Source organism: Nocardioides cremeus, assembly GCF_030518195.1.
In the GTDB taxonomy this organism is placed as follows: Bacteria; Actinomycetota; Actinomycetes; order Propionibacteriales; family Nocardioidaceae; genus Nocardioides; species Nocardioides cremeus.
On the sequence record NZ_JAULSC010000024.1, the window covers coordinates 31291 to 56053 of the forward strand.

Genomic DNA, 24763 nt, shown 5'->3' on the forward strand with positions numbered 1-24763 from the left:
TCGCGGAGTCCACGTACGACCTGGCGACGGTTGTCACCAGTGCCAGCAGGTCTTCGGACTCGGGATCAACCGGTGCGAGGCACCTTCCCAGAGCATCGCTCCAGTGGCGTGTTGCCTCGCCCGTCACCCTCACCGCTGCGCGTCAGTCCCGGAATCTCACCGGGTTCCCTGACTCCACGAGTGGAGTACGACTGGCGCCCACACACTAGCGCCTCCCACTCACGCGACCGATAGGGCGAGCCCGCGGAGACCTCCGCCCCGCTTGCTGCAGGGCTGTCAGGGTGCGGATCGGCCATCGCCGGGACCGCTCTGACCAGGCAATGGAAGAGGTTGGAAGACAACGAGAGCCAACGAGAACTACGACATCTGATCCCGCGCGGGCTAAGTCCGCCGCGCCTCCAACGGCCCGAGACATCGGCGCCATTCCGGTCACGCCTCGGTTCGCTGGTTATGGACCGCGTCGTCACTCGGGCCCCGTCGGGCCGCGCCTCGCTTCGCGACCAACGGGGTTTCTGGGTCACGAAAGCGCGACACAAGCCGGAATGGTTCAAATGGCGAGTGGCCCGTGACCTGTGTTTCCGCAGGTCACGGGCCAGTCTTCAGTAGCGGGGGCAGGATTTGAACCTGCGACCTCTGGTCATCCGGCGCGAGCGCGCACGAGTCGTCGCCCCTTTGCTGGCGTTTGCGCATTCGTGCCCTGACCTGCGAGAACGCTGCGTACGGCGGTGACGCAAGGCCCCCACTTCTTGCCGGCATGTGACCCGTCGAGGCGCCTCTTGCTCCCGTTTTCGGGGCCTAAACGCGACACGACTCGAATCTCGAGCGTTCTCGCTCATCGCGGCCTCACCCCACTTCGCCGAGCTCCGTCTCTGCATCGCTGAAGAGGGCCTTGAAGCGGAGCCCTTCCACGCAAGCAGGTTCCCTGGAGAGGGTGAGCCAAGTGAGCTCGTGGTTGATCTTGACGACGCTGATGGATGATGAGGTTGCGGTTCGCGACGGCAGAAATGGCGTCGAACGCATCGCTATGCGGCAACACGACTTCTTCTTGCTGCAGGTGACTGACCCCGTTGAAGGCGCCGTCGTCCGCGGCAGTGTCGCTGAGGTCCCGGCACCAGTAGGGCCACCGGTGGTTCTCGGCAGGCACGTCGGCGTGTACGGGCTAGCAGTCCCGCACGACCCCCGTGTCCCGGGACGGCTTCCGGACCGCCTATCCGGCGACAGTCGACGCGACGTGATCACGCAACCTCACATCGACCTGCGCGTTCGTCAGCAGGGGTTCGGCTTGCGGGACGTTCTGACATGCCGGGATCCCCGCATCTCGGGCGGACGCTCCGTGGGGTGACTACGATGCGGCAAGTGCCGCTCCTGATGATCGACCTGGACAACACGCTGGTAGATCGTGCCGCCGCATTCCTCGCGTGGGCGGAGGCGTTTTGCCGGGACCATGTTCCCGATGATGAAGGGGCCGTTGCTTGGCTCGTCGAGGCGGACGCAGACGGCTACACGCCCCGCGACCGTTTGGCCCAGACAGCACGGGACAGGTTCCGGTTGGCCCCGAACGCATACGCCGGCCTAGTGAACGATCTGCGTGGGGGGATGGCGGACTATCTCGAACTCGACCCGCGTGTCATTGACGCATTGCGGCGCGCGCGTACCGCTGGCTGGGCGGTAGTCATCGTCACGAATGGGACGGTGGAGCAGCAGCACCGCAAGCTTCAGTTGACAGGACTGGACGCAGAAGTCGACGCATGTGTCGTCTCGGAAGCGGCGGGGGTCAAGAAGCCTTCGCCGGAGATCTTCCAACTTGCAGCCCGCAGCGCAGCTGAGACGCTCAAGGGAGCTTGGATGGTCGGTGACTCGGCGCGCGCAGACATCGCAGGCGCCCACAACCTCTCGCTCCACAGTGTCTGGCTCCATCGGGGGAGGCCGTGGCTCGAGGAAGGCTTCGCCCCGACCCGGAAGGCAGACAACTGCCAGCAGGCAATCGACCTGGCCACCGCCCCACGTCCCGTGTAGAGAGCACTCAAATGCCGCAAACACGGCGTGCGCTCAAGCGGGCACGTGCGTCCCGCAGGAGGCGTTATCCCTACGCGGACTCACCAAGCGCGATTACAGCACGCTGAGCCAGGAACGGCGGGGGTCCATCGCGAGTTGAGTCCAGGGACGTGGTGCACGACGGCCCGAACTGAGCGCCAGATGACCGCAAGCCGAACCGCTACCGGCGGAAGACTGGCCGGCTCCGAGACGTAGATCGAGAGCACGCTGGATGTTCCGAAGGGGATCCCGTACTGGTCACGCTCCGCGTGACGATGGGCTCGCGGAGCGACCCGGTGTGGGACACCTGAGCGGCATGCCCGTGTCGGCCGCCGTCGGGCCGACGAGGGCGGCCCTTTCAGGGCTCGCTTCCGTGACGGCTCGAAGCCCACTCAAGAACCGCACGGACATGCCCCGAGTCAAGAGTGCGTCGAAAATCGAGTCGTGTCGCTGACGTGAATCTACGATCATGTGCGGGGTGAACTCACCGTCCTCTGTGCCGGCCGACGTTGTCCCGGACCCCCAGGCGGTGACCCGGCTGCTTCGCGAGCAAGTTCCGCATCTGGCCGATATGCCCGTCCGGGCGAGCAGCGCCTCCGGAAGCAGCAACTGGGTGTTCCGTCTTGGAGACACTCTGGCTATTCGCTTGCCCCGGTCCGACGACTACGTCGCGGATCTGGTGAATGAAGTGCGCTGGCTGCCCCGTCTTGCACCGAATCTGCCGGTTGCAGTTCCGGACGTCGTCGCCATTGGCCAGCCCAGCGGGGCCTTCGCCCGGCCGTGGGCCGTCGTGTCCTGGGTGCCGGGCGACCTTCCGCTCGCGCTGGACGGTTCACAGCAGGCCCTTCTCGCAGAGTCCTTGGGCACCTTCCTTCAGAGCCTCCACGCTGTCGACACCGCCGACGTTCCGGCCGAGCCCGAACACTGGGGCTATCGCTGCGGTGAGCCGGTCACCGAGACGATCGACCGATGGGCAGATCGTGCGGCCGCAGAACTGGCGGACCTGTTCAACCCGGCAAGCGTTCGTGAAGCATGGCAGCGTCTGCGCGACGTCCCTGTGGCCAGCGGGGCCGCCTGCTGGGTGCACACCGACTTGTCCGAGGAAAACCTCCTCGCTCATCGCGACGGCCGACTGGCCGGGGTGATCGACTTCGGAGGCGTGGGCGTCGGCGACCGTTCCGTAGACCTGCTCTACGCGTGGAGCATCTTCGACGCCCCTGCTCGCGAGATTCTCCGCGCCGCGGCCCGGGCCGATGACGCAACCTGGACTCGTGCCCGCGCGTGGGCTTTTGTCGGCCCGGGCCTCCTCACCATCGCCAACTATCGGCACACCATGCCCTCCCGAGCCGAGCGCCTCACCTCGATGGTCGAGACGATCGCAGCCGAGGTAGACATCCTGCTCCGATGAGGATCCTGCACTGGTCACGTTCCGCGTGACCCAGCCCGCTTGCAGGGGCGTGAGCCGTCCGGTTCATGGCAGGAGTTCCCAGTACTGCTTGCGGGCCGGCATGGCGTGGATGACCATCTCGTCGCCACTCTCGAAGAGGAGGACGACGGTCTCGAGCAGACGGGCTTGGGTGTCGAAGCCGAGTCGTAGTTCGCGGTGCGGCCAGTCCTCGTCATCAATCGGTTCGACCCAGAGCGGCCAGTCGGCTGCCTGAACTGCGTCCTCTGGGAGTACCCCGTGTCTGAGTGCGCTGTCGTGGATCTTCACGCCGCAGAGCCGGCCAGCGCCCTGCGGATCGCTTCGGATCTCGTGATGTGCTCTCGCTCGGCAATTGCGTCGACCGCAGCGAGCTCGTCCGCTGTGAGGCGTACTGCAACGACCTGCATCGGCTCGGAGCCACGTCCGGGCCGACCGCGTCCGCGGCGCTTCATCTCCTCGACGTCGTAGCCAGCTTCGGCCTCGTCCGCCCATTGCTGGATCTGCTCTTCGCTGACCATGGCCAAAATCGTATTACGAAAAACCGATCGGGGGAAGCGGCGGTAAGTGACGGTACTTGCGGATCGTTAAAGAAAGGCAGTCGCTGGTGGTGTCGGGTTCAGCCTGACGCCCGAGCCGACCACATCCCGTGGCGTGGCCGGGCCAAACCTTTGGGAGGTGCGCCATGAGCGCCCTACTTGTCGGGTACGCCCGATGCTCCACCGATGCACAAGACCTCACTGCGCAACGCGATGCCTTGCTCGGACTGGGTGTCGAGACTGAGCGGATCTACGTCGACCACGGCCTGACGGGCACCAACCGCGAACGGCCCGGGCTACGCGAGGCACTCGCGGCCTGCCGTGCCGGTGACACCCTTGTGGTGACCAAGCTTGACCGCCTTGCCCGGTCGCTTCCAGACGCCCGAGCGATCGCGGACGAACTCACCTCTCGACAGATCAGCCTGAGCCTGGGCGGGTCGGTCTACGACCCCACCGATGCCGTCGGACGGTTGCTCTTCAACGTCCTGGCCATGGTTGCTGAGTTCGAGTCCGACCTGATCCGGCTACGCACGGTCGAGGGCATGAAGGTCGCCAAGGCCAAAGGTCGGCTGAAGGGCAAGCAGCCCAAACTCAGCCGGAAGCAGGAGGCACATCTGGTTTCCCTGGTCCACAGCGGCGAGTACAGCACCCTTGAGGTTGCCGAACTATTCGGTGTCGGCCGCTCCACCGTCTACCGCGCCATCCAGCGCCAACGCCTGGCGGCAAAGGCAGAACTCGTCGACGCCTCGACAAGACGCTGACAGCATCTCGCTGGCGTCCCGCAACCCACACCCACGCGGGACGCTGGCGAGCGACGCACCCCAGGAGCACCACCGAGAACTTCGTCCCGATAGCGGTTCCTCATGTGGGACTTCGGAAAGGCCTACGAGAGCGGCACGTGATGCTTTTACTGACCGCCAAAGCCGACGGGGACTCAGCGCTGCAAGATCAGCTGCCAGGCGAATCCCACACGGTTGAACGGCTCTCGGTCGCATAGCTCCAACTCGAGCGCCAGAAGGTCTTCGAAGAAGGACGGGTCGTGCTTGGCGGTGTTGTCGACGAGCAGGTCGTTCGCAATCCGATTGCCGTAGACCCCGACGGGGGTCATGCCTGCCTCGGTTGCCTCGCTGACGATGGCGTCGACGCTGACCTTCCTAGCATCCGTTTGGAAGGTCTCGACCTTGGCTCGCTCGGCCTGTAGTTCAGCCAGGGCCGCAGCGGGGCCACCGTTCAGCAACTCGCGAAGGACGCGGCCGTCGGGGTTGACGTCCATGATCGAGAGCCGGCCGCCGGGTCGGACGTGACTCGCAAGGGCCGCGACATCGCCATCGCCGCCGCTGCGGTAGCGCAGCACGAAGTGACACATCACGAGGTCCCATTCACCGGCTGGGAGATCATCCAGCCCACCACGGATCGTCGTGACGTTGGTGCCCGCAGTGGCCGCGCGCCGCAGGGCTTCTTCCAGCCACTCTGCTGAAGGATCGACGACGGTCACGTCGTGCCCCGCTAGCGCGAGGGGCAGTGCGTCCATGCCGTCGCCGCCTCCAACATCAAGGACCCGGATCTGCTCACCGAGGTGTTCCGTCTGACGTCGCAGGACCTCGCCGACAACGCCGTACCGGATCCGCGCCCACGGGGTTTCGGTGTAATCGCGCCAGGCTGCCAACTTCTCGCTGAAAACGTCAGTCACGGGTGCCAGTCTGCCGTCCCCGTGATTGTTGAGCTCGTGCGACGGCCAGCCAAGCGCGGTAAGTCGCCCTGTGCGACGTCCGGTCATCGGCCGCGCGCGGATCGGCTCGCGGAGCGTGCCAGTGCGGGCCATATCCGGGCACGCCGCCACGCGGGCTATGCCTCGGCGGTCTCCGGGCTGACATAGATCCACAGGGCGAGGACGGCGCTCTCGTGGACTCGGAGCGCAAGAGACTCGACCCGCTCCCACCCCTCGGACTCGTATAGCGCAATCGGTGCCGTTAGTGCCTGCCCGACGTCGAGCACAGCGCGTTGCCCCAGAGACTGTGCCTGCTTGGTCGCATGGCGTAGGAGGGCTCGGCCGATGCCGGCCCGACGCAGAGCAGGCGCGGTGAACAGCGGGAAATGACTACCAGCCGCTCGGCCGGCAATCGGGTAGCCCGTTGTGCAGCGTCAAGCGTCGGGTCAACGGAAGCCTGATGGAGCGCGACGTGGCCAATTATGCGGCCGTCACGCTCCGCGACCCATGCCGCGACCTCGTAGTCGGGCGTGATGAACCTCGGGACGTCCTCTGGGAGGTATGGCGGGTAGCCGTCGAGCTCATGAACCTGCACCAACAAGTCGAGGCAGGCCGACGTGTCCTCCCCGGTCTTCTCGCGTATGGGCATGAGACGAACGCTAACGGCATGTTCAGCGTCACGGACCGTCGCCGAAGGGATCGGCCCGCGGGGGTGCCACAGCGGAATCGTCAAGCGGTCAGGACATGCTCGTAGTGCTCGACGGTGGGAAAGGGCTCGTAGAAGTGGTGCAGCAACTGGCGCCACTGCTGGTACTCCGCGGAACCGCGAAACCCCACAGTGTGGTCCTCCAGTCCGTCCCATTCCACCAGCAGCAGGTAGGTGCTCGGGCGCTCCAGGCACCTCGACAATGTCAGGCTCCTGAAGCCGGGCATGCTCGCAATGATGGTCTTGGCCTGCCTGAAGGCGGCCTCGAAGTCGTCTTCGTGGCCCGGCCTGACCGGAAGTAGCGCATGTTCAAGAGTCACCTTTCAATGGTCGCAGCCGGCCTCCCAGGTCCAACGGTCAGGGTCGGGTCCTGCGCGAGGTCCAAACACGCATCTCACAAAGGGATCGGCACGCGGAGCGTGACCAGTGCGGGATCGCAATTCGCAGCCGGAAGTTCGTCCGCGCTCTCAACCGTCACGACATGGTCGGATCCATGGGCCGAGTCGGCGCCGGTGGCAGACCCGTGGTTCTCCTTCAAGTGCGTGACTTAGTCGTTTCATACCGAAGATCCCGCCGATGACCACCTACTTCGCGCAGCCCCGCCGTGGGTCCTCAAACCCCACCACTTCACGGGACTCTCCTGCAGCGTGCCGCAAGCACCCATCTATGGCGCGCGACGTCAAGAGCGCCTAACCTTCACCTGAACGCCGTTCAGGTACCAGCCCTCGAATGTGTCCCAAAGGAGCTCCATGACCACGCAGTTCGACCAGATCGCCGACAAGGTCCTCGCCGGAGGCGACGCGAGCCCGAACGACGCCCTCGCGATCCTCCGCGCGCCAGAGGAGGAGCTGATGCACCTCGTGGCGGCCGCCGGCCGGCTCCGCCGGGCGTACTTCGCCAACACCGTCAAGGTCAACTACCTGGTCAACCTCAAGTCCGGGCTCTGCCCGGAGAACTGCAACTACTGCAGCCAAGCCCTCGGCTCCCAGGCGCCGATCCTCAAGTACTCCTGGCTCTCCAAGGACGAGACCCTCAAACAGGCCGGCGCCGGGCTCAAAGGCGGCGCCACACGGGTGTGCATGGTCTCCTCCGGCCGTGGCCCCTCCGACCGCGACATCGACAAGGTCACGGAGATGATCGAGGCGCTTAAGCAGGAGCACCCTGACGTCGAGGTCTGCGCCTGCCTCGGCCTCCTCAAGGCCGGCCAGGCCGAGCGCCTCAAGGCTGCCGGCGTCGACGCCTACAACCACAACATCAACACCGCCGAGTCCAACCACGACAACATCGTCCAGACGCATACCTACGACGACCGCGTCGAGACCATCAGCAAGGCGAAGTCCGCGGGCCTGTCCCCCTGCTCCGGACTCATCGCGGGTCTCAACGAGACCGACGAGCAGCTCGTCGAGGCACTGTTCGCGCTGAAGGAGCTCGGCGCTGACTCGATCCCGGTCAACTTCCTGATGCCGTTCGACGGGACGCCCTACGAGAACACCTGGGAGCTCGAACCCATCCGGTGCGTGAAGATCCTCGCGATGGCCCGGTTCGTCTGCCCGGACAAGGAGATCCGGATCGCTGGCGGCCGTGAGATGCACCTGCGGTCCCTGCAGGCGATTGCGCTGCAGGTGGCCAACTCCATTTTCCTCGGTGACTACCTCACCAGCGAAGGGCAGGACGCCAAGGCCGACATCCAGATGCTCAAGGACAACGGGTTCGTCATCCTGGGCGCCGAGGATGCCCTCACCGACACCGGCTGCGAGGCCCGGCCGAATGGTCTGGCCATCCGACAGCGGGGGTCCGGCACCGATGTCCCCGCCAACGCATGACCGGCATCCCGAAGCCGATGACCCTCGCCCAGCCCGCCGAAGACGAGTTCCTCGCCTACGACCGCGAGCACCTCTGGCACCCGTACACCTCGATGACCGACCCCACGCCGGTCCGGCTGGTGACGGGTGCACACGGTGCCCGCCTCGCCCTCGCCGACGGCCGCGAGGTGGTCGACGGCATGTCCTCGTGGTGGGCGGCGGTCCACGGCTATCGCCATCCCGCGCTCGACCGGGCGGTCACCGACCAGCTTGGGCAGATGGCGCACGTGATGTTCGGCGGCCTCACCCACGTGCCCGCAGTCGAGCTGGGCCGCCGCCTCGTGGAGATCACGCCCGACCCGCTCGACAAGGTCTTCCTGGCGGACTCCGGCTCGGTCGCCGTGGAGGTGGCGCTCAAGATGGTGCTGCAGCACCAGCGCGGGACCGGCCGTCCAGAGCGGACCCGGATGCTCACGGTCCTCGGTGGCTACCACGGTGACACCTTCGACTGCATGAGCGTGACCGACCCGGTCGCTGGCATGCACGCCATCTGGCGCGGCCTCCTCCCCGAGCAGGTCTTCGCGCCCCGGCCTCCGTCGTACGACGCCACGCCGCCCGATCTCCAGGCGTGGGCTGGGGCGTTCCGCGCGCTGGCAGCGGCCCACGCGCACGAGCTGGCCGGGATCGTGGTGGAGCCCCTGCTCCAAGGAGCCGGCGGCATGCGCCCCTACCTAGAGGCCTGTCTCCACGTCTTCCGCGAAGTCGCCGACGAGCACGACCTGGTGCTGGTGTTCGACGAGATCGCGACCGGCTTCGGGCGGACCGGGCACCTGTTCGTCAGCGAGGTGGTCACCCCCGACATCCTCTGCATCGGTAAGGCGCTCACCGGCGGTTACCTCACGCTGGCCGCCGTGCTGACCACGGACGAGGTGGCGCGAGGCATCTCGGCGAGCGAATCAGGCGTGCTGATGCACGGCCCCACCTACATGGGCAACCCGCTCGCCTGCGCCGTCGCATCGGCGTCCATCGACCTCCTCCGGGAGGGCGACTGGAAGGCGGACGTCGCCAGGATCAACCGTGCGCTCACCGCGGGCCTCGAGCCACTCCGGGCCACGCCGGGCGTGGCCGACGTGAGGACGCTCGGCGCGGTCGGCGTCGTACAGCTGGACCATGCGGTCGACGTGGTCGCCGCCACCGAGGCTGCGCTCGCGGCCGGCGCATGGCTGCGGCCGTTCCGCGACCTGGTCTACGCGATGCCGCCGTACGTCATCAGCGACGACGAGCTCGACCGGCTCGTCGCGGGGATCAGAGGGGCGGTGCGCGCCGGATGAGCACAAGCTGGAGCCGGTGGCTGGGAGCCGAGGCAGCGGCGCGGGAGGATGCCGGCCTCACCCGGCGGCTGAGGTCGCGGCCGGTTGACGATCCGACGATCGACCTCGCTGGCAACGACTATCTCGGCCTCGCGCGGTCACCCGTCGTGAAGCAGGCGGCGGCGGACGCCGCTCTTGCGTGGGGCGCCGGAGCCGGAGCCTCGCGGCTGGTGACCGGGACCCTTGAGGTGCACACCGACCTCGAGGACGAGTTCGCGGCGCGGCTCGGGCAGCCATCGGCCCTCGTCCTCTCGACCGGTTACCACGCCAACCTCGCCGTCGTCACCGCGCTCGCCGACCGATCCACTCGCGTGATCTCGGACGCGCACATCCACGCCTCCCTCGTCGACGGGACCCGCTTGTCGCGCGCCCGGCTGACCGTGGTGCCGCACAGCGACATCGGCGCCGTGGCCGACGGCCTGGCCAGTGCGACTGCGGCCGGCGAGCGCACCGTCGTGCTGGCTGAATCCGTCTACTCCGTGCTCGGCGACGCGGCCCCACTGACGGAGCTCGCCGAGCTCTGCGAGCAGCACGACGCCCTGCTGGTGGTCGACGAGGCGCATGGGCTGGGAGTGCACGGTCCGGGACTCGTCGCTTCCCTGGGACTCGCGGGACACCCGCACGTCGTCGTGACGGTGACGCTGTCGAAGGCCCTCGGCAGCCAGGGTGGCGCCGTCCTCGGGCCGACGGCGCTGCGCGAGCACCTCGTCAACCGTGCCCGACCGTTTATCTTCGACACCGGCCTGGCGCCGGCGTCCGCCGCCGGCGCGCTCGCGGCGCTGCGGGAGCTGACCGCACGTCCCGAGCTCGCCGCCGTGGTGCGGGACCGGGTGCGTGAGCTGGCCGAGGCGCTCGGTGTCGCAGTACCGGCCGGCGCCGTGCTGTCCGTGCCGATGTCCTCCCCCGGCGCCGCCGTCGCCGCGCAGCAGACAGCCGCGGAGCGGGGCCTCTACATCGGCTGCTTCAGGCCACCTTCGGTGCCCGACGGCATCTCACGGCTGCGGATCACCGCCAACGCCGCGATCCCGGCGCACGCCTGGGCCCGTGCTGTCGCAACGCTGGTCGACCTGGTCGAGGAGCACCGATGACCCCCGGGAACGGCAAGCGGGTCGTCGTGGTGACCGGCACCGACACCGGTGTGGGGAAGACCGTCACGGCCGCTGCCCTGGCCGCGGTGGCGCAGGGTCGGGTCACTGTGGTCAAGCCCGTGCAGACCGGCATCGGCGGCATCGATCCCGACGAGCCCGACACCGCGGCCGTCCACCGGCTCACCGGCCGCGACGTGCACCAGCTGGTCGGCCTGGCAGAGCCACTCGCACCCGACGTCGCGGCCCGACGGCAGGGGGTTGCGATCCCGCCGGTCGCCGACCACGTCGCGCAGGTCCTGGCACTGATGCCCGACCACGACGTCGTGGTGGTGGAAGGGGCCGGCGGGCTGCTGGTCCGGCTCGACGCCGTCGGCGGCACGCTGCTCGACCTAGCCGTCCAGCTGCGCGATCTCCTCCCCGCCGAGGCCGCGTTGGACGTAGTGGTGGTCGCCCGCCCAGGCCTCGGCACCCTCAACCACACCGAGCTCACCGTCGCCGCCCTCCGGTACCGGGGCATCGAGCCGGCCGGACTGGTGGTCGGGTCGTGGCCGGCCGCACCGGGGCTGGCCGAGAGGTGCAACCTGACGGACCTTCCCCGGGTGACCGACGTGCCCGTGCTCGCCGTGCTGCCCGAGGGGGCGGGGCTCCTGCCGCCGCCCGAGTTCGTCGAGGCGGCTCCTGGATGGTTCGCCGGACAGAGGACCCGATGACCGCCCTGGTGTGCCCTGCGCTTTTTGGACAGTCGGAGGTCCGGGGGAACGTGCCAGCCCGGTCGCGCGGGACCGCCAGGTCGGCGTCGCCAATCTGGGTGGCGACCGTCTTCGCAGTCGACCCATTGCGGGAGTTGGGAAACGCCGCCGCGTCCGGGGCGCCCTTGTCTCCCAGCCCAGGTGGTCGCTCAGCTCGACCTGCAGGCCGGTGCCGCTTCCCAGGCTGCCGGCCAGACCAGACCGGCATGGCCGAGCTGTTCCTGGACTTAGCTCTGCGAAGACCTCGCCCTTTGGTCTAGGACGTGCAGTCAGTGCACCTGCGGCGTCGACCACATCAGATCCAGCCGCTTAGAACTGATGGATTCCTCAGCCCCACCGACTGGCGGCGTCCGCCTGATCCACGAGCGTGCCGTCGAGGTCGAATGCCACCATCTCCACGCAAGCAGTCTGCCTGCTGACACGCACCGCGATATCGCATTGGTGCGCGCTCTCCGGTACGGGTTCAAGCGTCCGACAAGCCGAACCCCATGAGGGCACTCAGGCGCATGCGGGCATGGTGAGGCGCCGGCGTCCCGCACGGGTGTCGGATTCGGGACAGCCGGCGCCGTGAGGTGGTCTTAACGCTTGGATGTCGTCTCGGCGAGGCCGGCTCTGGCTTCGACGCGTTGACGTTCGATGGCGCGGTAGACGGTGGAGCGGCCGACGCCGAACAGTTCGGCGACCTCCAGGGTGCTGTACTCGCCGCTGTGCACTAGCGAGACCAGGTGCGCCTCCTGCCTCCGGTTGAGTTTCGGCTGCTTGCCGCGCAGCCGACCCTTGGCCTTGGCGACCTTCATGCCCTCGCGGGTGCGAAGCCGAATCAGGTCGGACTCGAACTCGGCCACCATCGCCAGCACGTTGAACAGCAGCCGTCCGACCGCGTCGGTTGGGTCGTACACGGACCCGCCCAAGGAGAGGCTAATCTGCCGAGTGGTGAGCTCGTCAGCGATCGCTCGCGCATCAGGCAGAGACCGAGCCAAGCGGTCGAGCTTTGTCACCACCAGGGTATCGCCGGCACGGCAGGCGGCGAGTGCCTCGCGAAGTCCCGGGCGTTCCCGGTTGGTGCCGGTTAGGCCGTGATCGACATAGATCCGCTCAGCCTCGACGCCGAGGCCGAGCAGGGCGTCGCGCTGGGCGGTGAGGTCTTGTTGATCGGTGGAGCATCGGGCGTACCCGACAAGCAGCGCGCTCATGGCGCACCTCCAGAGCTGGGCCCGGCCCGCCGTCAGTTTGTGGCGCGCTCGGGCAGCGGCTGAGGCCGATACCAGTCATTGAGTTCTCGACCCCCCGAAGTCGCAAGTGGTCTGAGAAGACGACGTACGACCGTGCCCTCACGAAGCGGATCAGTCCGCGCTTCTGAGCGACAACTCGATGTCGGCGACCTTCTGCACCAGGAGCAGGCTTTCGGGAATGCGGCGAAAGCCCAAGGCCTCGTAGAACCGAGCGACACGCTCGTGTAGGGCGTCCACGACGACAAGTCGGGCAGCCACCGTTTGTGTCGCATCGACGACCCGCTGCATCGCGTCGGCGACCAGGACCGCTCCCAGGCCCTGCCCCCGCAGAGACTCCGACAGGGCGAGGCGAGCCAGCAGGACTGCCGGAATCTCTACCGGCCCGCCACGACCGACCTTGCTGGGAACCTCATCGCGCGCCACCTTGTGAGCCGCCAGCGCGTAGTAGCCCACGGCGACACCGTCCTGATCGGCCCAGACCCACGTTCGAGCCGTGCGACGGGCCTCCGCGGGAGCGGCCTGCTCAGCCAACCACGCGTCCAGCGACGGCTCACCGCAACTGAACCCGCCGACGTTGTGCCGCTCGGGATCGAACCGCTCGGACCGCAGACTCACCGTCAGTCGCGGATGATCGTTTCGCGCGCCTGCTGCGCCGCACGCGCGAGCGCCGCGTTGGCACGAGGCGCCGCGTCGAGCGCGTCCAGCAGATCGTCGAAGAACTCAGCAGGCACCGTGGTGGTGGCCTCGTGCTCGCGAATGACGCGCTCCGCCTTCTCCTCAGCCGCAGTCCGGGCAAACTCGCTGACCGGCTCGTGCACCAGCTCTGCGGCGCGCTCGATGCGCGACTTACGCTCCGGGCGGACCCGGAACTCCAAACGAGCAGACGCTGCTGGCATCGACGGTCACCTCCTCATGGTACGTACGGACAACTGTACGGACACCTAGCAATGATGTCGAGGGATTTGGATCACCGGCCAGGGATCGCTATCCGGGACGGTGTAGCAGCCGACGGTGGCGGTCGGCCGCGAGGCCACGACGGCGTCGGGCAGCTGGTTCACGGCACGAGCATCGCCGACGCCGCCATACGAATCTGCCCGACCGGGCAGGGGGCAGCGGCTCAGGAGATCCGTCGACGGCCCCGGTGCTGGGTCGTCCCCGACGCACAAAGCGCGTCCGCGCCCGAAGACGACCCACGCACAGTGCGCAACCGCACTGCGGCTCCGTGGTGGTTCAGCGCTCGCCTGGCTCTGCGACTAGAGCTACGGCTCGCGTCCACGCTCCGCTGCCGCACTCAACCTTGATCGGGAACGCGAGGATGGTGGCCCCGATCGCAGGCACCGCCGTGAGGTTGGCCAGCTTCTCGATCTGCAGATAAGGCTGCTCGATGCCAGCGAAGTGCGCGGGCCACAGCGCCGCCGGATCGCGCCGCTGCTGCCACTCCGCGCCGATCAGCGGATATGGCCGGTCCAAGCTCCAGGCGTCGGTACCGATGGTCCGCACGCCACGCTCGAGCAGCGCCAGCACCGCTTCACGTCCCAGACCACACCCGGTCTCCCAGAACTTCTCATCACCCCAGAGCCGCTCCGCGCCCGTGTAGAACGCCACCACAGCGCCCGCCTGCAGATCGGGTGCGATGCCCGCAAGGCGCTCGACCACTTCGTCTCGGCCGATCAGGTGCCCGGTGGGCAGGTCCGACACGTCCACCACCACCAGGTCACCGACGCACCACGAGAGCGGCACACGGTCGATGGTGGCGGCAGGTGCACCGCCTGCTGTCGGCGCGTAGTGCCACGGCGCGTCCACATGGGTACCCGCGTGCGTGGACAGCCGGTGCAGCATCTCACCGGCGAAACCCCGTCCGCCTGGCAGAGCCCCACGTGGGATGCCGAACATGCCCTCCCACACCTCGGCGCCTTCCTCATGCGTCTGTGCCTCCAGCCACGGGGGTACCGGCTCGCTCGGCGACGGTCCGAGACGGTGTGTCAGGTCGACGAGGCGAACACGGTGGCCCAACAGAGAAATCAGCTCTTCCACCGGATCATCGTCCCAGCCCTACGCTCGCCTCGGGCTGCGCACCTGCTCGAGATCCTGGTTGCGCCACCTGCCCCGGCCGAGTCGCGTCACCAAGCGTTCGCGAAGAAGCACACTCACATGGCCGCGATCCGTGCATCTGGCGACGTGCGTCTTTATAGCCGCCATCGACGCGGTTGCCCGCCCTGTCAAAGTGGCCGCCATGGACGACGACCTCGATGAGCGACAAACCGTCGACGGCGTGGCTGTCCTCCCCACCACTGCCGATGCGGTGTCGGCATCCGTCGCCTGTGCTCGGGCATTGGGGCTGCCAGCCGACGATCCCGAGGTCATCGCCGAGGGCTACAGCGTTCGCGTACGACTCAGGCCCGCACCAGTAGTCACCCGCGTCGTGACCGTCGGGCGCGCACTGCGCCCACACCCCCTGCCCTGGCTCGAACGTGAAGTGCTCGTCGCCCAGTTCCTCGCCGCCTCGGGCGTACCTATCGTCGCCCCGTGGGAGGACCCGGGGCCCCACATCGCAGAGGGACTGGAAGTGTGCCTGTGGCACTGGACCGAACACGACTCCCGCGAAGTATCAGCCGCCGGCTTCGGCGCGATGCTGGGACCGTTGCACGACGCACTGGCCCGCTACCCCGGTGACCTGCCCACCCTGATCGGCCCTCTCACCGACATCTCCCCGGCGCTGGCGATCTCATCAGATCCGACCCTCCATCGCGCTGCCGCCGAGTTGGTCCCCTTGACCCGGTCCTGGCCGGCCCGTCCCCTGCATGGAGACGCCCACACAGGAAACGTGCTCATGACGCCGGACGGACCACTCTGGACCGACTTCGAGGACGTGTGTGTCGGGCCCGTGGAGTGGGACATGGCCTCGATGACGATCACAGACGACGCATTGGCCGCCTACCCCGGCCCATCGACCGGACCCGACTCTCCGACTGCCGTGACCTGCGCCGTCTGCAGGTCCTCGCCGGCCTCCTGGTCGGGAACCACGACGACCCTTCGCTCTACGAGACGCTGGTCGCGCACCTCGACCGACGCCTCCACGACTGATCCGGCCTGCGAGGGAGGGCCGACTGGTCGAAGCCTTCGCGGTACGACGGCCAGGCCGGGCTGCCGCTGCCGCGTGCCGAAGCGGCCGAGCCCTGCGACGACCGCAGGTACGAAGACGCGGGAGGCCGCCGCGCCCAGCTCATGTCAGCCGGGTGACGACCGGTTGCCGGTGAGGGATCCCGCACTGGTCACGCTCCGCGTGACGATGGGCTCGCGGAGCGACCCGGTGCGGGATCCGCGTACGGTGATCGACCAGGAGCCGAGGCAGGTGCTGCGGCCAGTCCGGGTCGCCACTGGGAGGTCGCGCTGCAGTTGTCGTGCCGCTCCATCTGGCAGTGATATCGTTGGGGTGATATCGGAGGTGGTCGTTATGGAACAGATCCTGATCCGCAACCTTCCCGCGGGGACCAAGGCCGCGCTTCGTGCGCGTGCCAAGCAGCGTCACCGGTCGGTTGAGGCGGAGGCGCGCGACGTGCTCACCAAGGCTCTGGAGGGCGAGCCCGTCACTATTGTTGACCTTCTGGGCACTGACGACGGTGCCGACATCGAGTTCGAACCCGAGCGCCTGGGCCTGACAGCTCGCTCAGCGCAACTGTGAAGTACCTCTTGGACACCAACGTGGTGTCCGCGCTGCGGGTCCGAGGGCGCAACCGGCCTGTCGAGGTGTGGGCAGCGTCGGTTCCCGTCGGTGACCAGTTCGTCTCAGCATTCACCATCGCGGAGATCGAGCGAGGAGTGATTGCCAAGGAGCGATCCGACGCTGAGCAAGGAGCAGTCCTACGTCGCTGGTTCGAGGAGAACGTCTTGCCCACGTTCGCCGACCGGGTCCTGCCGTTCGACCTGTCGGCGGCCCGGATTCTCGCGGCCTATCGGGTCCCCGAGCACGCACCGTTCGACGACGCCCTCATCGCCGCCGTCGCGGAGTCTGCAGAGATGACCATCGCAACGCGGAACACCAAACACTTCGAACCCCTCGGCGTCCCTTGCCTCAATCCATGGGACACGACCGCGCCCAGAGACTGAGCCATCCCCAGAGCGGTGGGCGTCGATGGCGGCCACGAGCGGGGTCCACGCCCATGAGGTCGCGTACCTGGCCTTGCGCCAGGAGGCGAGCTGGGCGCTGGCTGGTGCAGTCGGGCGTTGCCCGATGCCCAAGCCGGCCGCAGCCCGTGGCCGGCCGAGCCCACCCTTGGAGGTGCGCCATGAGCGCGCTACTTGTCGGGTACGCCCGATGCTCCACCGACCAACAAGACCTCACCGCCCAACGCGATGCCCTGCTCGGACTGGGTGTCGAGACTGAGCGGATCTACGTCGACCACGGCCTAACTGGCACCAACCGCGAACGGCCCGGGCTACGCGAGGCACTCGCCGCCTGCCGCGCCGGTGACACCCTCGTGGTCACCAAGCTTGACCGCTTGGCCAGGTCACTGCCTGACGCCCGAGCGATCGCCGACGAGCTCACCACCCGACAGATCAGCCTCTCGCTCGGCGGGTCGGTCTACGACCCCACCGACGCCGTCGGGCGGCTGCTGTTCAACGTTCTCGCGATGGTCGCTGAATTCGAGTCCGACCTCATCAGACTCCGCACAGTCGAGGGCATGAAGGTTGCGAGGGCCAAGGGCCGGCTCCGTGGCAAGCAACCCAAGCTCAACCGGAAACAGGAAGCTCACCTGGTCTCCCTGGTGCACAGCGGCGAGTACAGCACCGCCGAAGTTGCCGAGCTATTCGGAGTTGGCCGCTCCACCGTGTACCGAGCCATCGAACGCCAACGAGTCGCGGCGAAGGCTGGCCTCGCTGAGGCGTCCTCAAGGCGCTGACCCGGCCACGACGCCGGCTGTCCCGTATCCGACACCCCGCCGGGACGTCGGCGTTCCCGGCCGGCCTGCTCGCTGGTGACTCCCATTTGAGGTTCCTCTTACGGGCCGTCGGGGCATAGATGGAGAGGTCCAAGATGGGCGCTCGAGCCGGGGTCGAGTTCCGGACTTCGGTAAACCTGGCATCGCCAGTTTGTCCCCCGCCGCGGGTCACCCGACGGTTCAACGAGCCAGCGCCCGAATGCCGGTCCGGCCACGATCCGGGTGAAGCATCCACGGATCGGATCCCGGGTCCTCCAGAACTGATGCCGCCCCCGGTACGGCGAGTACCGGGGGCGGCGGGATCTTTGTCCCCGTCGTGGGCGGGACCGAACGAGGTATCCCGTGGGGTCAGGGGGTGGTCAGGTAGATCTCGACTTCCTCGATTGCGCCGGTCTCGTCGTCGAACTCGATCTCGGCGACCGAGACTCCGGGCTGGAGGTCGGCGGTGGTTGCCTCGCGGTCTTCCCCGTCCCCGTCGCTGTCCCCGTCTTCGTCGTCCTCGAACTCGACCTCGGTGTCCGCGGTGACGACCCCGCTGATGGTGAACCCGTTCAGTGAGGTGACCACGAGCGTGGTGCCGTCGAAGGAGTCGATGGTGCCCAGCAGGTCGCCCTCGTCCTCGTCGGACTCCCCGTCGCCGTCGGAGTCGCCAGAGCAGTCGTCCTCGAGGCTGTCGTCCTCGTCCTCGTCGGACTCGCCGTCCTCGTCGCTGTCCTCGTCGCCGTCCTCGACGCCGTCGTCGTCGGAGTCCGCGTCTCTCACCGAGCCGCCGAACTCGTTCTCGTCCTCATCATCAACGTCGTCGTGGTCGCGGTCGTCGTCGTCGGCGCGGCAGTTCTCGGAGGCGTCGTCCTCGTCCTCGTTGTCGGTGCCGTCGCGGTCGGCGTCCTCGTCGCCGTCCTCAATGCCGTCGTTGTCGGCGTCCGGGTCGTCGATGTCAGTGGAGCGGAACCCGTCCTTGACCTCGTCGCCGTCGTCGTGGCCGTCGTTGTCGGTGTCCTCGTCCCTGATGAGGGACCCCAGGCGGTACTCGCGGAGGTTGGTGAGCCGGTCCTTGTCGTAGTCGGCGCTGGCGTCCGCGGCACGGAACGGGTTCATGCCGTGGTTGCGTTCCCACCGGTTGGGGATCCCGTCCCCGTCGGAGTCCCGAGCTGCGGCGTGGGCCGTGGGCATGACACTGAACAGGCCGGCGGTGGCCAGGGCCGCCACGGCGGCCACGCCCTTGCCGGGCAGCGAGAGTTGAAGCTTCATGGATCCTCCAGGGACAACGGAGCCGGCCGCTGTGGGCCGGCGGAACGAGGGGGTTGCAGGGACTCAGGTCGCCACGCCGGCGATTCGTTACACGTCCGTCTTGCGACTTTCTGCGGGCGGTGCGGGCGCGCCGACCTCGGGCTCGGGCGGTGGCCCCGGTTCGCTGTCGGGCTCCTGGGCCGACAGGATGCTGCGCAGCCGTTTGAGCCCGCGGTGTCGGGCGACCCGTACCGCTGTGACACTCATCCCCAGCGCGTGGCTGGTCGCAGTGGCGTCGAGACCCACGACGTCGATGCAGGCGATCACCTCGGCCTCCCGCTTGGACAGGTGGCCCAGGAGCCGGCGGGTGGCGTCGTTGCCGCTGATGACCAGGGATCCATCCGCGGTGGTGCCCCAGTCGACACCACCGGGCAGTGCCGTGTCGTGGGGCGAGGTGGCTCGTCGTGCGTTGGTGCGGCGTCGGTTGCTCGCGACGTTGCGGGCGATGCTGAAGAGCCAGCCCGCGAAGTCGTCGCTGGTCCCGGAGAACTTGCCCAGGTTCTGTGCGGCGGTCAGCCAGGCGTCCGCGGCGATGTCCTCGGGTGCCGCCGCGGCGTCTCCGCTCGGCGACGTGCGCAGCCAGACGATCAGGCGTCCGGCATGGTCGCGATAGATTTGTGCCCAGGCAGCCTCGTCGCCGGCACGAGCGCGGGTGATGAGGTCGTCGTCTTCCCGGAAAGACTTCACTGATGGCTCCTCCTGCGGGCGATTATGGACCCCGGGGGGAGTCCGTGCCGACTTTCCCCTCCGATGTAACGAATAGCCGCGCTCGGGAGATGAAGGCATATGACTCCCTCGTTCTCGGCCACGGAACTGTCGCGCGCTCTTCGCGCCGACCTGCCGTCCGTCGACGACGACGTGTTCCCGGTGACGCTGGCGCAGGTGGCGAGGACCGCACCCGCACCGACTCCTCGAACAGGGATCTCCCGGGGGCTCAAGGTAGGCGCCGTGGCGGCCTCCCTCGTGGTCACCGTGTTCGGTGCCGCCCATGCCTCGGGCCTGTTGTTCGCACCGTCGGAACCGGCGATCAGACCCCCGTCCGACCGCCAGGTGGAGGAACCGGTCGACCGACGGCCGGACACGGCTCCCCGACAGTCCGAGAGCAGTGGCCAGGACCGCGGCTCCTTTGCTCCTGGCCGCGGACCATCGAGAAGCGGAGTCTCGTCGCCCACCGGTGACGAAGCGGAAGGGCCGGATGACGGGACGGAGCCGGCTCCCTCCTCCGTACCCGGCTCGCCGGGCGTCTCCGAAGACCAGGACCACGACAGCGGCGGCCCCGACGACAGCGACGGACCCGACGACAGTGACGGACCCGACGACAACGACGGCGGCCCCGAGGACAGCGACGGACCCGACGACAACGACGGCGGCCCCGACGACAGCGACGGACCCGACGACAGTGACGGACCCGACGACAACGACGGCGGCCCCGACGACAGCGACGGACCCGACGACAGTGACGGACCCGACGACAACGACGGCGGCCCCGACGACAGCGACGGACCCGACCAGAGCGACGGACCCGACGACAGTGACGGACCCGACGTCGACGTCGGCGAAGGTGATCGGGCTGGCGACGACTCTGTGTCCGTTGACGACCTCGAGGACGACGACTGAAGAGAAGCGACCGCGAAAGGGGGCCACGCCGGTCGAGCCATGCGCGACAACATCCGATCGGGCCGGTTGTCGCCGAAGGGTTCGACCGTGCGGAAAGGGAGCTGGCTGACGTCGGGTGGGGACACCACCTACTTCGGTGCTTTCAGCCCCGCCGCCCGATCACTCGTGGAATCCCGAAGACTAGTTGAGGTCGAGGTCCTGGGCCTTGTTGAACTGCCTCTGGCTCCCGGGCACCGGGCCCAGTCCGAGCAGGTCGGTCACCAGGTTGGCGATCGCGCCGTTGCGGATCGGCGGCGGGGTGGTGGCGTACGTCGTGCGGGAGGTGCCGGGGCTGGCATAGTGGGGGTTGAGCTCGTAGAGGTCGGCGTCGGCAGCGACCCCGGGGCCCCAGGCCATGAACGGAACCCGATAGTTGGCGTACCGGGTGGGGTCGCTGTGGCTGTGTCCTTTGCCGCCGTGGTCCGCGGTGACGATGAGGACCAGGCCGTTCTTCAGTACCGGGTCGGCCTCGATGGCGGCGATCAGCCGGCCGAGCAGGCGGTCGACGTCGGCGACGGCGTCCAGGTAGGCGGGTGACAGGAAGCCCCGGTCGTGCCCGACGACGTCGGGCTTGGAGAAGTGGACGAAACGGAACGCCCGGTCGTTGTTGAGCAGGTCGCCACGGACGCGCCGCATCAGCAAGGCGTTGTTCTCCCGGACCGTGAAGCGGTCGATCTTCGAGCGCCAGGAGCGCTTGAACAGCGTGAACTTGGTCTTGCTGGCGAAGAGCGCGGTTGGGCGGGTCTCGTCGTGGACGACGGAGAACGCGGACCTGACTGTCTCGCCGGCGGCGGCGTGGACGGTCCGGGGCCTCAGTCGGTCGTCGTTCCAGGTGACCCCGTGGCCGCCGCGGTCGGCGTTGACCCGTCGGCTGGTCAGCATCCCGGTGTGGTTGGGCAGGGTGGTGGTCAGCTCGCGCGCGGTGCGGGCGTTCATGGTGGACGCGCCCTCGTCGATCAGCCGGTGCAGGGTGGGCGCGCGATCGCGGCCGAGCTCGCGGATGGCGCGCGGGTTGAGCCCGTCGATCGACACGGCAAGTACGCTGGCGACCGGCACGTCGACCGACGCAGAGGCGCCACCGGAGCTGACCATCGCCCTGGCCGGCGCGACCAGGCAGGTGGCGGCGAGGACCGCCGCGAACAGCGGCGCCAGGGCAGGACGGATATTTCCGAGCATCACAACAGGCTAGATCACGTGACCAGGGTGTCGCGGTCATCCGACCTCCGCGGGAGCTGGACGCCGCACTCCTGCGCGCCCCCGTGCTGGGCGACCACCGCACCGCCGAGGGCGTTCCGGAGAACCGTGTCAGGCTCCGCATCCAGTCAGCCGATTGTTGGTGGCGGAGCTCGAAAGATGTGTTTGAGGAGGTCGGCCGATCTGGCGCACCGCCGCGCCGTCTGGGTTAGGCGCGGGCGGGAATGCACCTGCGCCGGTCGGGGCTGAGGCGAGCACGACACTCGGCACGATCGATGTCAGGATCAGCTGACGTGACCCGGACAAGCTCCGACGAGTTCGCCGACCGGAGACGTTCATCGCGCACTTGGACACCCTGGCAGGCGATCGTCGGCTTCGGTCTCGTCAGCCTGACTGCCGACATGCTCTACGAGGGCATGCGGGCGATGGCCGGGCCTTTCCTCGGCACCTTGGGAGCGTCGGCGTTGACGGTGGGCCTGGTGACCGGTGCCGGCGAGGGGATCGCGCTTGTCCTGCGCCTGGTGACCGGGCCATGGGCTGACCGCAGCCACCGCCACTGGCGACTCACAGTCGTCGGATACGCGATGACTGCCGTGTGCGTGCCGTTGTTGGCTGTCACACCCTTTCTCGGGGGAGCCGGCCTCGCCGTGGCCTCACTGCTGATCCTGCTGGAGAGGACGGGCAAGGCGGTTCGCAGCCCTGCCAAGTCGGCGCTGCTGGCCCGAATGGCGCAGCCGACCGGCCGCGGGCGGGGTTTCGCTGTCCACAAGGCGCTGGACCAGGTTGGTGCGTTCTCCGGTCCGCTGTTGCTGGCGGGAGTGGCCGCGCTCACTGGTCTGCTGTGGCCCGGATTCGCGCTGCTCGCCATTCCCGGCGCTCTGTCACTGGTGCTGCTGGCCGTGTTGAGGCGACGAGTCCCGGGTCTCGCCGACCCGGATCCGGAGGAGCAGGCGCCGGTCTCGGCGCAGCGACGTGCCGCCGCTCGTGCGGTGGGCCGCGACCTGCCGCGCACCTTCCACCGGTTCTCCCTCGCTGCGGCGTTCGCGACGGCAGGCCTGATGACGTTCGGTGTCATGGCCTACCGGTTCGTCGAGGACGGATTGCTCTCGCCCGCCGCCATTCCCCTCGTCTATGCCCTGGGCATGGCGGTCGCAGGCGTCGCCGCCCTCGCCACCGGCGATGCCTTCGACCGCTGGGGGCCGAGGACACTTGTCGTCGTACCGCCACTGGTCGCCGTCGTACCGCTGCTCGTGTTCGCGAATGCCGTCGGGCTGGTCCTGCTCGGCATTGGCATCTGGGGTGTCGCCAACGGCATTCAGGACTCCTCGGTCAAGGCGTACGTCGCCGACCTGGTGCCGGCCGGACGCCGTGCGACGGCGTACGGCGTCTTCGCGGCGGTCCAGGGCATCGGGGCCCTCGCCGGCGGAGCGCTGGCCGGCGCGCTGATCACCGACCACGTCGCCGTCCTGGCGTCCGTGATCACCTTGCTGCAGGTCGGTTCGCTCGCCCTGCTCTGGCCCACCACCCGGCGGCGCTCCACGAGCCCGGGCTGACCACCGCGATTCCCTCTCGCACCGCGATCGCGCACCGCGCTCGCGGTGCGAGATCGGCGGTGCCACCGTCGTCGACTCTCTGCGCCCGACCATCTCGTGGCCCGGGCACCACGCACGCCAGCAGTCCGGGTAAGGTAAGCCTTACCTAACCAGGCCAACCTAAAAGGACACACCATGCAACGCGCCGCTCTGGCCGCCCTGGCCGCCCTGACCGCCCCCCTTGCCCTCGCCGCACTCACCGGGTGCAGCGCCGAGGCCGACACGAAGGACGAGACGGAGTTCGCGGTCCCAGCCGGAGTCCAGAGGCAGTACGAGGTCCTCGCCGACGAGCTGGCCGAGAAGGGCCAGACGGTCGAGTCCGGCGAGTGGACCATCAACCTGATCACCGAGGCGGCCGAGCCGTGGTTCGAGGTGCACGGCACGCACGGTGCGCGGTTCCGGGCGCCGAAGGCCGAGGAGACCCACCACATCGAGATCATCCCGACCGAGACCTCGACTGGGCGGACCGTCCCCGACGTGCCGATCACTCTCGAGGTCCTCGACGCCGACGGAAAGGTCGTGCAGGAGATGAAGCTGAACTTCTACTACTCGACCTTCTACCACTACGCCAACAACTTCACCGTGCCCGAGGCAGGCACCTACACCCTACGCGCGAGCCTCGGCGTCCCGACGTTCAACCGCCACGGTGAGGAGTCCGAGACGCCGGCACTCACCGAGGGAGCGACCGTCGAGTTCACTGGCGTCGAGCTCACCACCGAGTGACGAGCGCGCTCGACGCGAGGCCAGCGGCGGCACCACCGCTCCCCTCGTGGGTGCCATACGTCGTCGCGGGCCTCGCCCTCACCGGGCTGGGGGGAGCCTCGGTATGGACCGCTGCTCACATCGCCCCCGACCAGACGCTGCACGAGGCGGCGCTCTTCGCGCACCTGGCCTGCCTGGTCGTCGGCTTCGGTGCCGTACTCACCGTCGACTGGGTCGCACTCCGCTGGATGGCCGGACGGTCCGAGCTCGTCGACGTGCTCCGCCAAGCCGGCAACGTCCACGTCCCGATCTGGGCAGGCTTCGGCGGGCTCGTGCTCAGCGGCGTCCTGCTCGAGCCCGACCTGACCGGCCCCATCACCCAAGCGAAATTGGGACTGGTCCTGCTGATCGGCTGGAACGGCCTGCTCGCGATGTGGCTGCACGCCCGGCTCAGCGAGGACCCCCGCCGATTCCGCCTCAGCCTCTGCGCCATCACCGCCTCGCTCTCGCAACTCGGCTGGTGGGGCGCCATGGCGATCGGCTTCCTCAACGCCCGCTGACCCTGCGGGCGTTCCACACGCGTGAACTGGCGCCACAGCTCCCGACGGGCAACACATCTGTCAAGGGCCAGTGAGAACTGCCCAGTGGCGGACATGAAACCTGCCCGCTGACGGCCACGAGAACTGCCCGGTGGTGGCCATGGGATCTGCCCAAGGGGGCTGCGGCCACCACCGACCA

Annotated in this window: 26 protein-coding genes, 1 pseudogene and 1 riboswitch; of the genes and pseudogenes, 14 read left to right on the forward strand and 13 right to left on the reverse strand. The window is 68.3% G+C overall.

Annotated elements, in window-relative coordinates; all coding sequences use genetic code 11:
* Nucleotides 1-27 precede the first annotated feature (27 nt).
* Nucleotides 28-211, reverse strand: a riboswitch (cobalamin riboswitch).
* Between the two features lie 1145 nt (nucleotides 212-1356).
* Both QWJ41_RS18240 and QWJ41_RS18245 read left to right on the forward strand, forming a co-directional pair.
* Complete coding sequence (locus QWJ41_RS18240) at nucleotides 1357-2016, forward strand: HAD family hydrolase (protein ID WP_157953213.1); 660 nt, start codon at nucleotides 1357-1359, stop codon at nucleotides 2014-2016.
* A gap of 496 nt (nucleotides 2017-2512) precedes the next feature.
* Nucleotides 2513-3442, forward strand: a complete 930-nt coding sequence (locus QWJ41_RS18245; protein ID WP_302709891.1) for an aminoglycoside phosphotransferase family protein — start codon at nucleotides 2513-2515, stop codon at nucleotides 3440-3442.
* A 63-nt stretch (nucleotides 3443-3505) separates the two neighbouring features.
* Here the strand turns inward: QWJ41_RS18245 and QWJ41_RS18250 are convergent, their stop codons facing one another.
* Together QWJ41_RS18250 and QWJ41_RS18255 are read right to left on the reverse strand one after the other, a co-directional pair.
* Nucleotides 3506-3748 (reverse strand): hypothetical protein, encoded by a 243-nt coding sequence (locus QWJ41_RS18250; protein WP_302709892.1) that lies wholly within the window; start codon nucleotides 3746-3748, stop codon nucleotides 3506-3508.
* A complete protein-coding gene (locus QWJ41_RS18255) occupies nucleotides 3745-3978 on the reverse strand; it encodes a ribbon-helix-helix protein, CopG family (RefSeq protein WP_302709893.1) in 234 nt (77 codons plus the stop codon). Before QWJ41_RS18255 ends, QWJ41_RS18250 begins: the two co-directional genes overlap by 4 nt.
* Nucleotides 3979-4142: 164 nt before the next feature.
* Here QWJ41_RS18255 and QWJ41_RS18260 point away from each other — a divergent pair, with 164 nt between their 5' ends.
* On the forward strand, nucleotides 4143-4757 hold the full coding sequence (locus QWJ41_RS18260) for a recombinase family protein (protein ID WP_302709895.1): 615 nt from the start codon (nucleotides 4143-4145) through the stop codon (nucleotides 4755-4757).
* Between the two features lie 173 nt (nucleotides 4758-4930).
* On the opposite strand, the gene QWJ41_RS18265 is transcribed toward QWJ41_RS18260, so the two are convergent.
* The 3 genes from QWJ41_RS18265 to QWJ41_RS18270 form a co-directional block, all read right to left on the reverse strand.
* Nucleotides 4931-5686: a class I SAM-dependent methyltransferase gene (locus tag QWJ41_RS18265; protein ID WP_302709897.1), complete on the reverse strand. Its 756-nt coding sequence runs from the start codon at nucleotides 5684-5686 to the stop codon at nucleotides 4931-4933.
* 155 nt (nucleotides 5687-5841) lie between these two features.
* Nucleotides 5842-6117 (reverse strand): GNAT family N-acetyltransferase, encoded by a 276-nt coding sequence (locus tag QWJ41_RS22085; RefSeq protein WP_369292737.1) that lies wholly within the window; start codon nucleotides 6115-6117, stop codon nucleotides 5842-5844.
* Between the two features lie 316 nt (nucleotides 6118-6433).
* Nucleotides 6434-6730, reverse strand: a complete 297-nt coding sequence (locus QWJ41_RS18270) for an antibiotic biosynthesis monooxygenase family protein (RefSeq protein WP_302709899.1) — start codon at nucleotides 6728-6730, stop codon at nucleotides 6434-6436.
* A gap of 429 nt (nucleotides 6731-7159) precedes the next feature.
* Between QWJ41_RS18270 and bioB the strand changes: the two genes are divergently transcribed.
* From bioB to bioD, 4 genes are read left to right on the forward strand one after another with little or no spacing between them, the layout of a single operon-like run.
* Nucleotides 7160-8233 carry a biotin synthase BioB gene (bioB, locus tag QWJ41_RS18275; protein ID WP_302709900.1) on the forward strand — a complete coding sequence of 358 codons (1074 nt, stop codon included), beginning with the start codon at nucleotides 7160-7162 and terminating at the stop codon, nucleotides 8231-8233.
* Nucleotides 8230-9543, forward strand: coding sequence for an adenosylmethionine--8-amino-7-oxononanoate transaminase (locus QWJ41_RS18280; RefSeq protein ID WP_302709901.1), 1314 nt, complete (start codon nucleotides 8230-8232; stop codon nucleotides 9541-9543). The genes bioB and QWJ41_RS18280 overlap by 4 nt, the downstream gene beginning before the upstream one ends.
* A complete protein-coding gene (locus QWJ41_RS18285; RefSeq protein WP_302709902.1) occupies nucleotides 9540-10670 on the forward strand; it encodes an 8-amino-7-oxononanoate synthase in 1131 nt (376 codons plus the stop codon). Before QWJ41_RS18280 ends, QWJ41_RS18285 begins: the two co-directional genes overlap by 4 nt.
* Complete coding sequence (bioD, locus tag QWJ41_RS18290; protein ID WP_302709904.1) at nucleotides 10667-11380, forward strand: dethiobiotin synthase; 714 nt, start codon at nucleotides 10667-10669, stop codon at nucleotides 11378-11380. Before QWJ41_RS18285 ends, bioD begins: the two co-directional genes overlap by 4 nt.
* 46 nt (nucleotides 11381-11426) lie before the next feature.
* Here the strand turns inward: bioD and QWJ41_RS18295 are convergent.
* The 5 genes and pseudogenes from QWJ41_RS18295 to QWJ41_RS18315 form a co-directional block, all read right to left on the reverse strand.
* Nucleotides 11427-11587: pseudogene (locus QWJ41_RS18295) on the reverse strand (transposase); the annotation flags it as partial.
* Nucleotides 11588-11997: 410 nt separating this feature from the next.
* On the reverse strand, nucleotides 11998-12612 hold the full coding sequence (locus QWJ41_RS18300) for a recombinase family protein (protein ID WP_302709905.1): 615 nt from the start codon (nucleotides 12610-12612) through the stop codon (nucleotides 11998-12000).
* Between the two features lie 150 nt (nucleotides 12613-12762).
* Nucleotides 12763-13266: a GNAT family N-acetyltransferase gene (locus QWJ41_RS18305; RefSeq protein ID WP_302709907.1), complete on the reverse strand. Its 504-nt coding sequence runs from the start codon at nucleotides 13264-13266 to the stop codon at nucleotides 12763-12765.
* A 2-nt stretch (nucleotides 13267-13268) separates the two neighbouring features.
* Entirely contained in the window at nucleotides 13269-13547 is a 279-nt protein-coding gene (locus QWJ41_RS18310; RefSeq protein ID WP_302709908.1) for a type II toxin-antitoxin system TacA family antitoxin, read from the reverse strand.
* 334 nt (nucleotides 13548-13881) lie between these two features.
* On the reverse strand, nucleotides 13882-14685 hold the full coding sequence (locus tag QWJ41_RS18315) for a cyclase family protein (protein WP_084622976.1): 804 nt from the start codon (nucleotides 14683-14685) through the stop codon (nucleotides 13882-13884).
* A gap of 199 nt (nucleotides 14686-14884) precedes the next feature.
* Here QWJ41_RS18315 and QWJ41_RS18320 point away from each other — a divergent pair, with 199 nt between their 5' ends.
* From QWJ41_RS18320 to QWJ41_RS18330, 3 genes are all read left to right on the forward strand, one after another.
* Nucleotides 14885-16333 carry a FitA-like ribbon-helix-helix domain-containing protein gene (locus tag QWJ41_RS18320; RefSeq protein ID WP_302709912.1) on the forward strand — a complete coding sequence of 483 codons (1449 nt, stop codon included), beginning with the start codon at nucleotides 14885-14887 and terminating at the stop codon, nucleotides 16331-16333.
* 8 nt (nucleotides 16334-16341) lie between these two features.
* Entirely contained in the window at nucleotides 16342-16758 is a 417-nt protein-coding gene (locus QWJ41_RS18325) for a type II toxin-antitoxin system VapC family toxin (protein WP_302709913.1), read from the forward strand.
* Between the two features lie 179 nt (nucleotides 16759-16937).
* A complete protein-coding gene (locus tag QWJ41_RS18330; RefSeq protein WP_302709914.1) occupies nucleotides 16938-17552 on the forward strand; it encodes a recombinase family protein in 615 nt (204 codons plus the stop codon).
* 387 nt (nucleotides 17553-17939) lie between these two features.
* Here QWJ41_RS18330 and QWJ41_RS18335 read toward each other — a convergent pair whose 3' ends face one another.
* Entirely contained in the window at nucleotides 17940-18842 is a 903-nt protein-coding gene (locus tag QWJ41_RS18335; RefSeq protein ID WP_302709915.1) for a hypothetical protein, read from the reverse strand.
* Nucleotides 18843-18929: 87 nt separating this feature from the next.
* Nucleotides 18930-19568, reverse strand: a complete 639-nt coding sequence (locus tag QWJ41_RS18340; protein WP_302709916.1) for an RNA polymerase sigma factor — start codon at nucleotides 19566-19568, stop codon at nucleotides 18930-18932.
* A 99-nt stretch (nucleotides 19569-19667) separates the two neighbouring features.
* Between QWJ41_RS18340 and QWJ41_RS18345 the strand changes: the two genes are divergently transcribed.
* Entirely contained in the window at nucleotides 19668-20498 is an 831-nt protein-coding gene (locus QWJ41_RS18345) for a hypothetical protein (protein WP_302709917.1), read from the forward strand.
* 180 nt (nucleotides 20499-20678) lie between these two features.
* Here QWJ41_RS18345 and QWJ41_RS18350 read toward each other — a convergent pair whose 3' ends face one another.
* Nucleotides 20679-21713 carry an alkaline phosphatase family protein gene (locus tag QWJ41_RS18350; RefSeq protein WP_302709918.1) on the reverse strand — a complete coding sequence of 345 codons (1035 nt, stop codon included), beginning with the start codon at nucleotides 21711-21713 and terminating at the stop codon, nucleotides 20679-20681.
* A 311-nt stretch (nucleotides 21714-22024) separates the two neighbouring features.
* On the opposite strand from QWJ41_RS18350, the gene QWJ41_RS18355 reads away from it, so the two are divergent.
* The 3 genes from QWJ41_RS18355 to QWJ41_RS18365 all read left to right on the forward strand — a co-directional run bounded on the left by QWJ41_RS18355 (nucleotide 22025) and on the right by QWJ41_RS18365 (nucleotide 24585).
* Entirely contained in the window at nucleotides 22025-23284 is a 1260-nt protein-coding gene (locus QWJ41_RS18355; RefSeq protein ID WP_302709919.1) for an MFS transporter, read from the forward strand.
* Nucleotides 23285-23458: 174 nt separating this feature from the next.
* Nucleotides 23459-24046: a hypothetical protein gene (locus QWJ41_RS18360; protein ID WP_302709920.1), complete on the forward strand. Its 588-nt coding sequence runs from the start codon at nucleotides 23459-23461 to the stop codon at nucleotides 24044-24046.
* A 50-nt stretch (nucleotides 24047-24096) separates the two neighbouring features.
* Complete coding sequence (locus QWJ41_RS18365; RefSeq protein ID WP_302709925.1) at nucleotides 24097-24585, forward strand: hypothetical protein; 489 nt, start codon at nucleotides 24097-24099, stop codon at nucleotides 24583-24585.
* Nucleotides 24586-24763 lie beyond the last annotated feature (178 nt).

What these genes read in the sequence shown, in the direction of transcription:
- QWJ41_RS18345 (WP_302709917.1), top strand. Translation starts at nt 19,668, where the DNA reads ATGACTCCCTCGTTCTCGGCCACGGAACTGTCGCGCGCTCTTCGCGCC.
- QWJ41_RS18260 (WP_302709895.1), top strand. Translation starts at nt 4,143, where the DNA reads ATGAGCGCCCTACTTGTCGGGTACGCCCGATGCTCCACCGATGCACAA.
- QWJ41_RS18330 (WP_302709914.1), top strand. Translation starts at nt 16,938, where the DNA reads ATGAGCGCGCTACTTGTCGGGTACGCCCGATGCTCCACCGACCAACAA.
- QWJ41_RS18280 (WP_302709901.1), top strand. Translation starts at nt 8,230, where the DNA reads ATGACCGGCATCCCGAAGCCGATGACCCTCGCCCAGCCCGCCGAAGAC.
- QWJ41_RS18335 (WP_302709915.1), bottom strand. Translation starts at nt 18,842, where the DNA reads ATGAAGCTTCAACTCTCGCTGCCCGGCAAGGGCGTGGCCGCCGTGGCG.
- QWJ41_RS18255 (WP_302709893.1), bottom strand. Translation starts at nt 3,978, where the DNA reads ATGGTCAGCGAAGAGCAGATCCAGCAATGGGCGGACGAGGCCGAAGCT.
- QWJ41_RS18285 (WP_302709902.1), top strand. Translation starts at nt 9,540, where the DNA reads ATGAGCACAAGCTGGAGCCGGTGGCTGGGAGCCGAGGCAGCGGCGCGG.
- QWJ41_RS18320 (WP_302709912.1), top strand. Translation starts at nt 14,885, where the DNA reads ATGGACGACGACCTCGATGAGCGACAAACCGTCGACGGCGTGGCTGTC.
- bioD (WP_302709904.1), top strand. Translation starts at nt 10,667, where the DNA reads ATGACCCCCGGGAACGGCAAGCGGGTCGTCGTGGTGACCGGCACCGAC.
- QWJ41_RS18310 (WP_302709908.1), bottom strand. Translation starts at nt 13,547, where the DNA reads ATGCCAGCAGCGTCTGCTCGTTTGGAGTTCCGGGTCCGCCCGGAGCGT.
- QWJ41_RS18360 (WP_302709920.1), top strand. Translation starts at nt 23,459, where the DNA reads ATGCAACGCGCCGCTCTGGCCGCCCTGGCCGCCCTGACCGCCCCCCTT.
- bioB (WP_302709900.1), top strand. Translation starts at nt 7,160, where the DNA reads ATGACCACGCAGTTCGACCAGATCGCCGACAAGGTCCTCGCCGGAGGC.
- QWJ41_RS18350 (WP_302709918.1), bottom strand. Translation starts at nt 21,713, where the DNA reads ATGCTCGGAAATATCCGTCCTGCCCTGGCGCCGCTGTTCGCGGCGGTC.
- QWJ41_RS18300 (WP_302709905.1), bottom strand. Translation starts at nt 12,612, where the DNA reads ATGAGCGCGCTGCTTGTCGGGTACGCCCGATGCTCCACCGATCAACAA.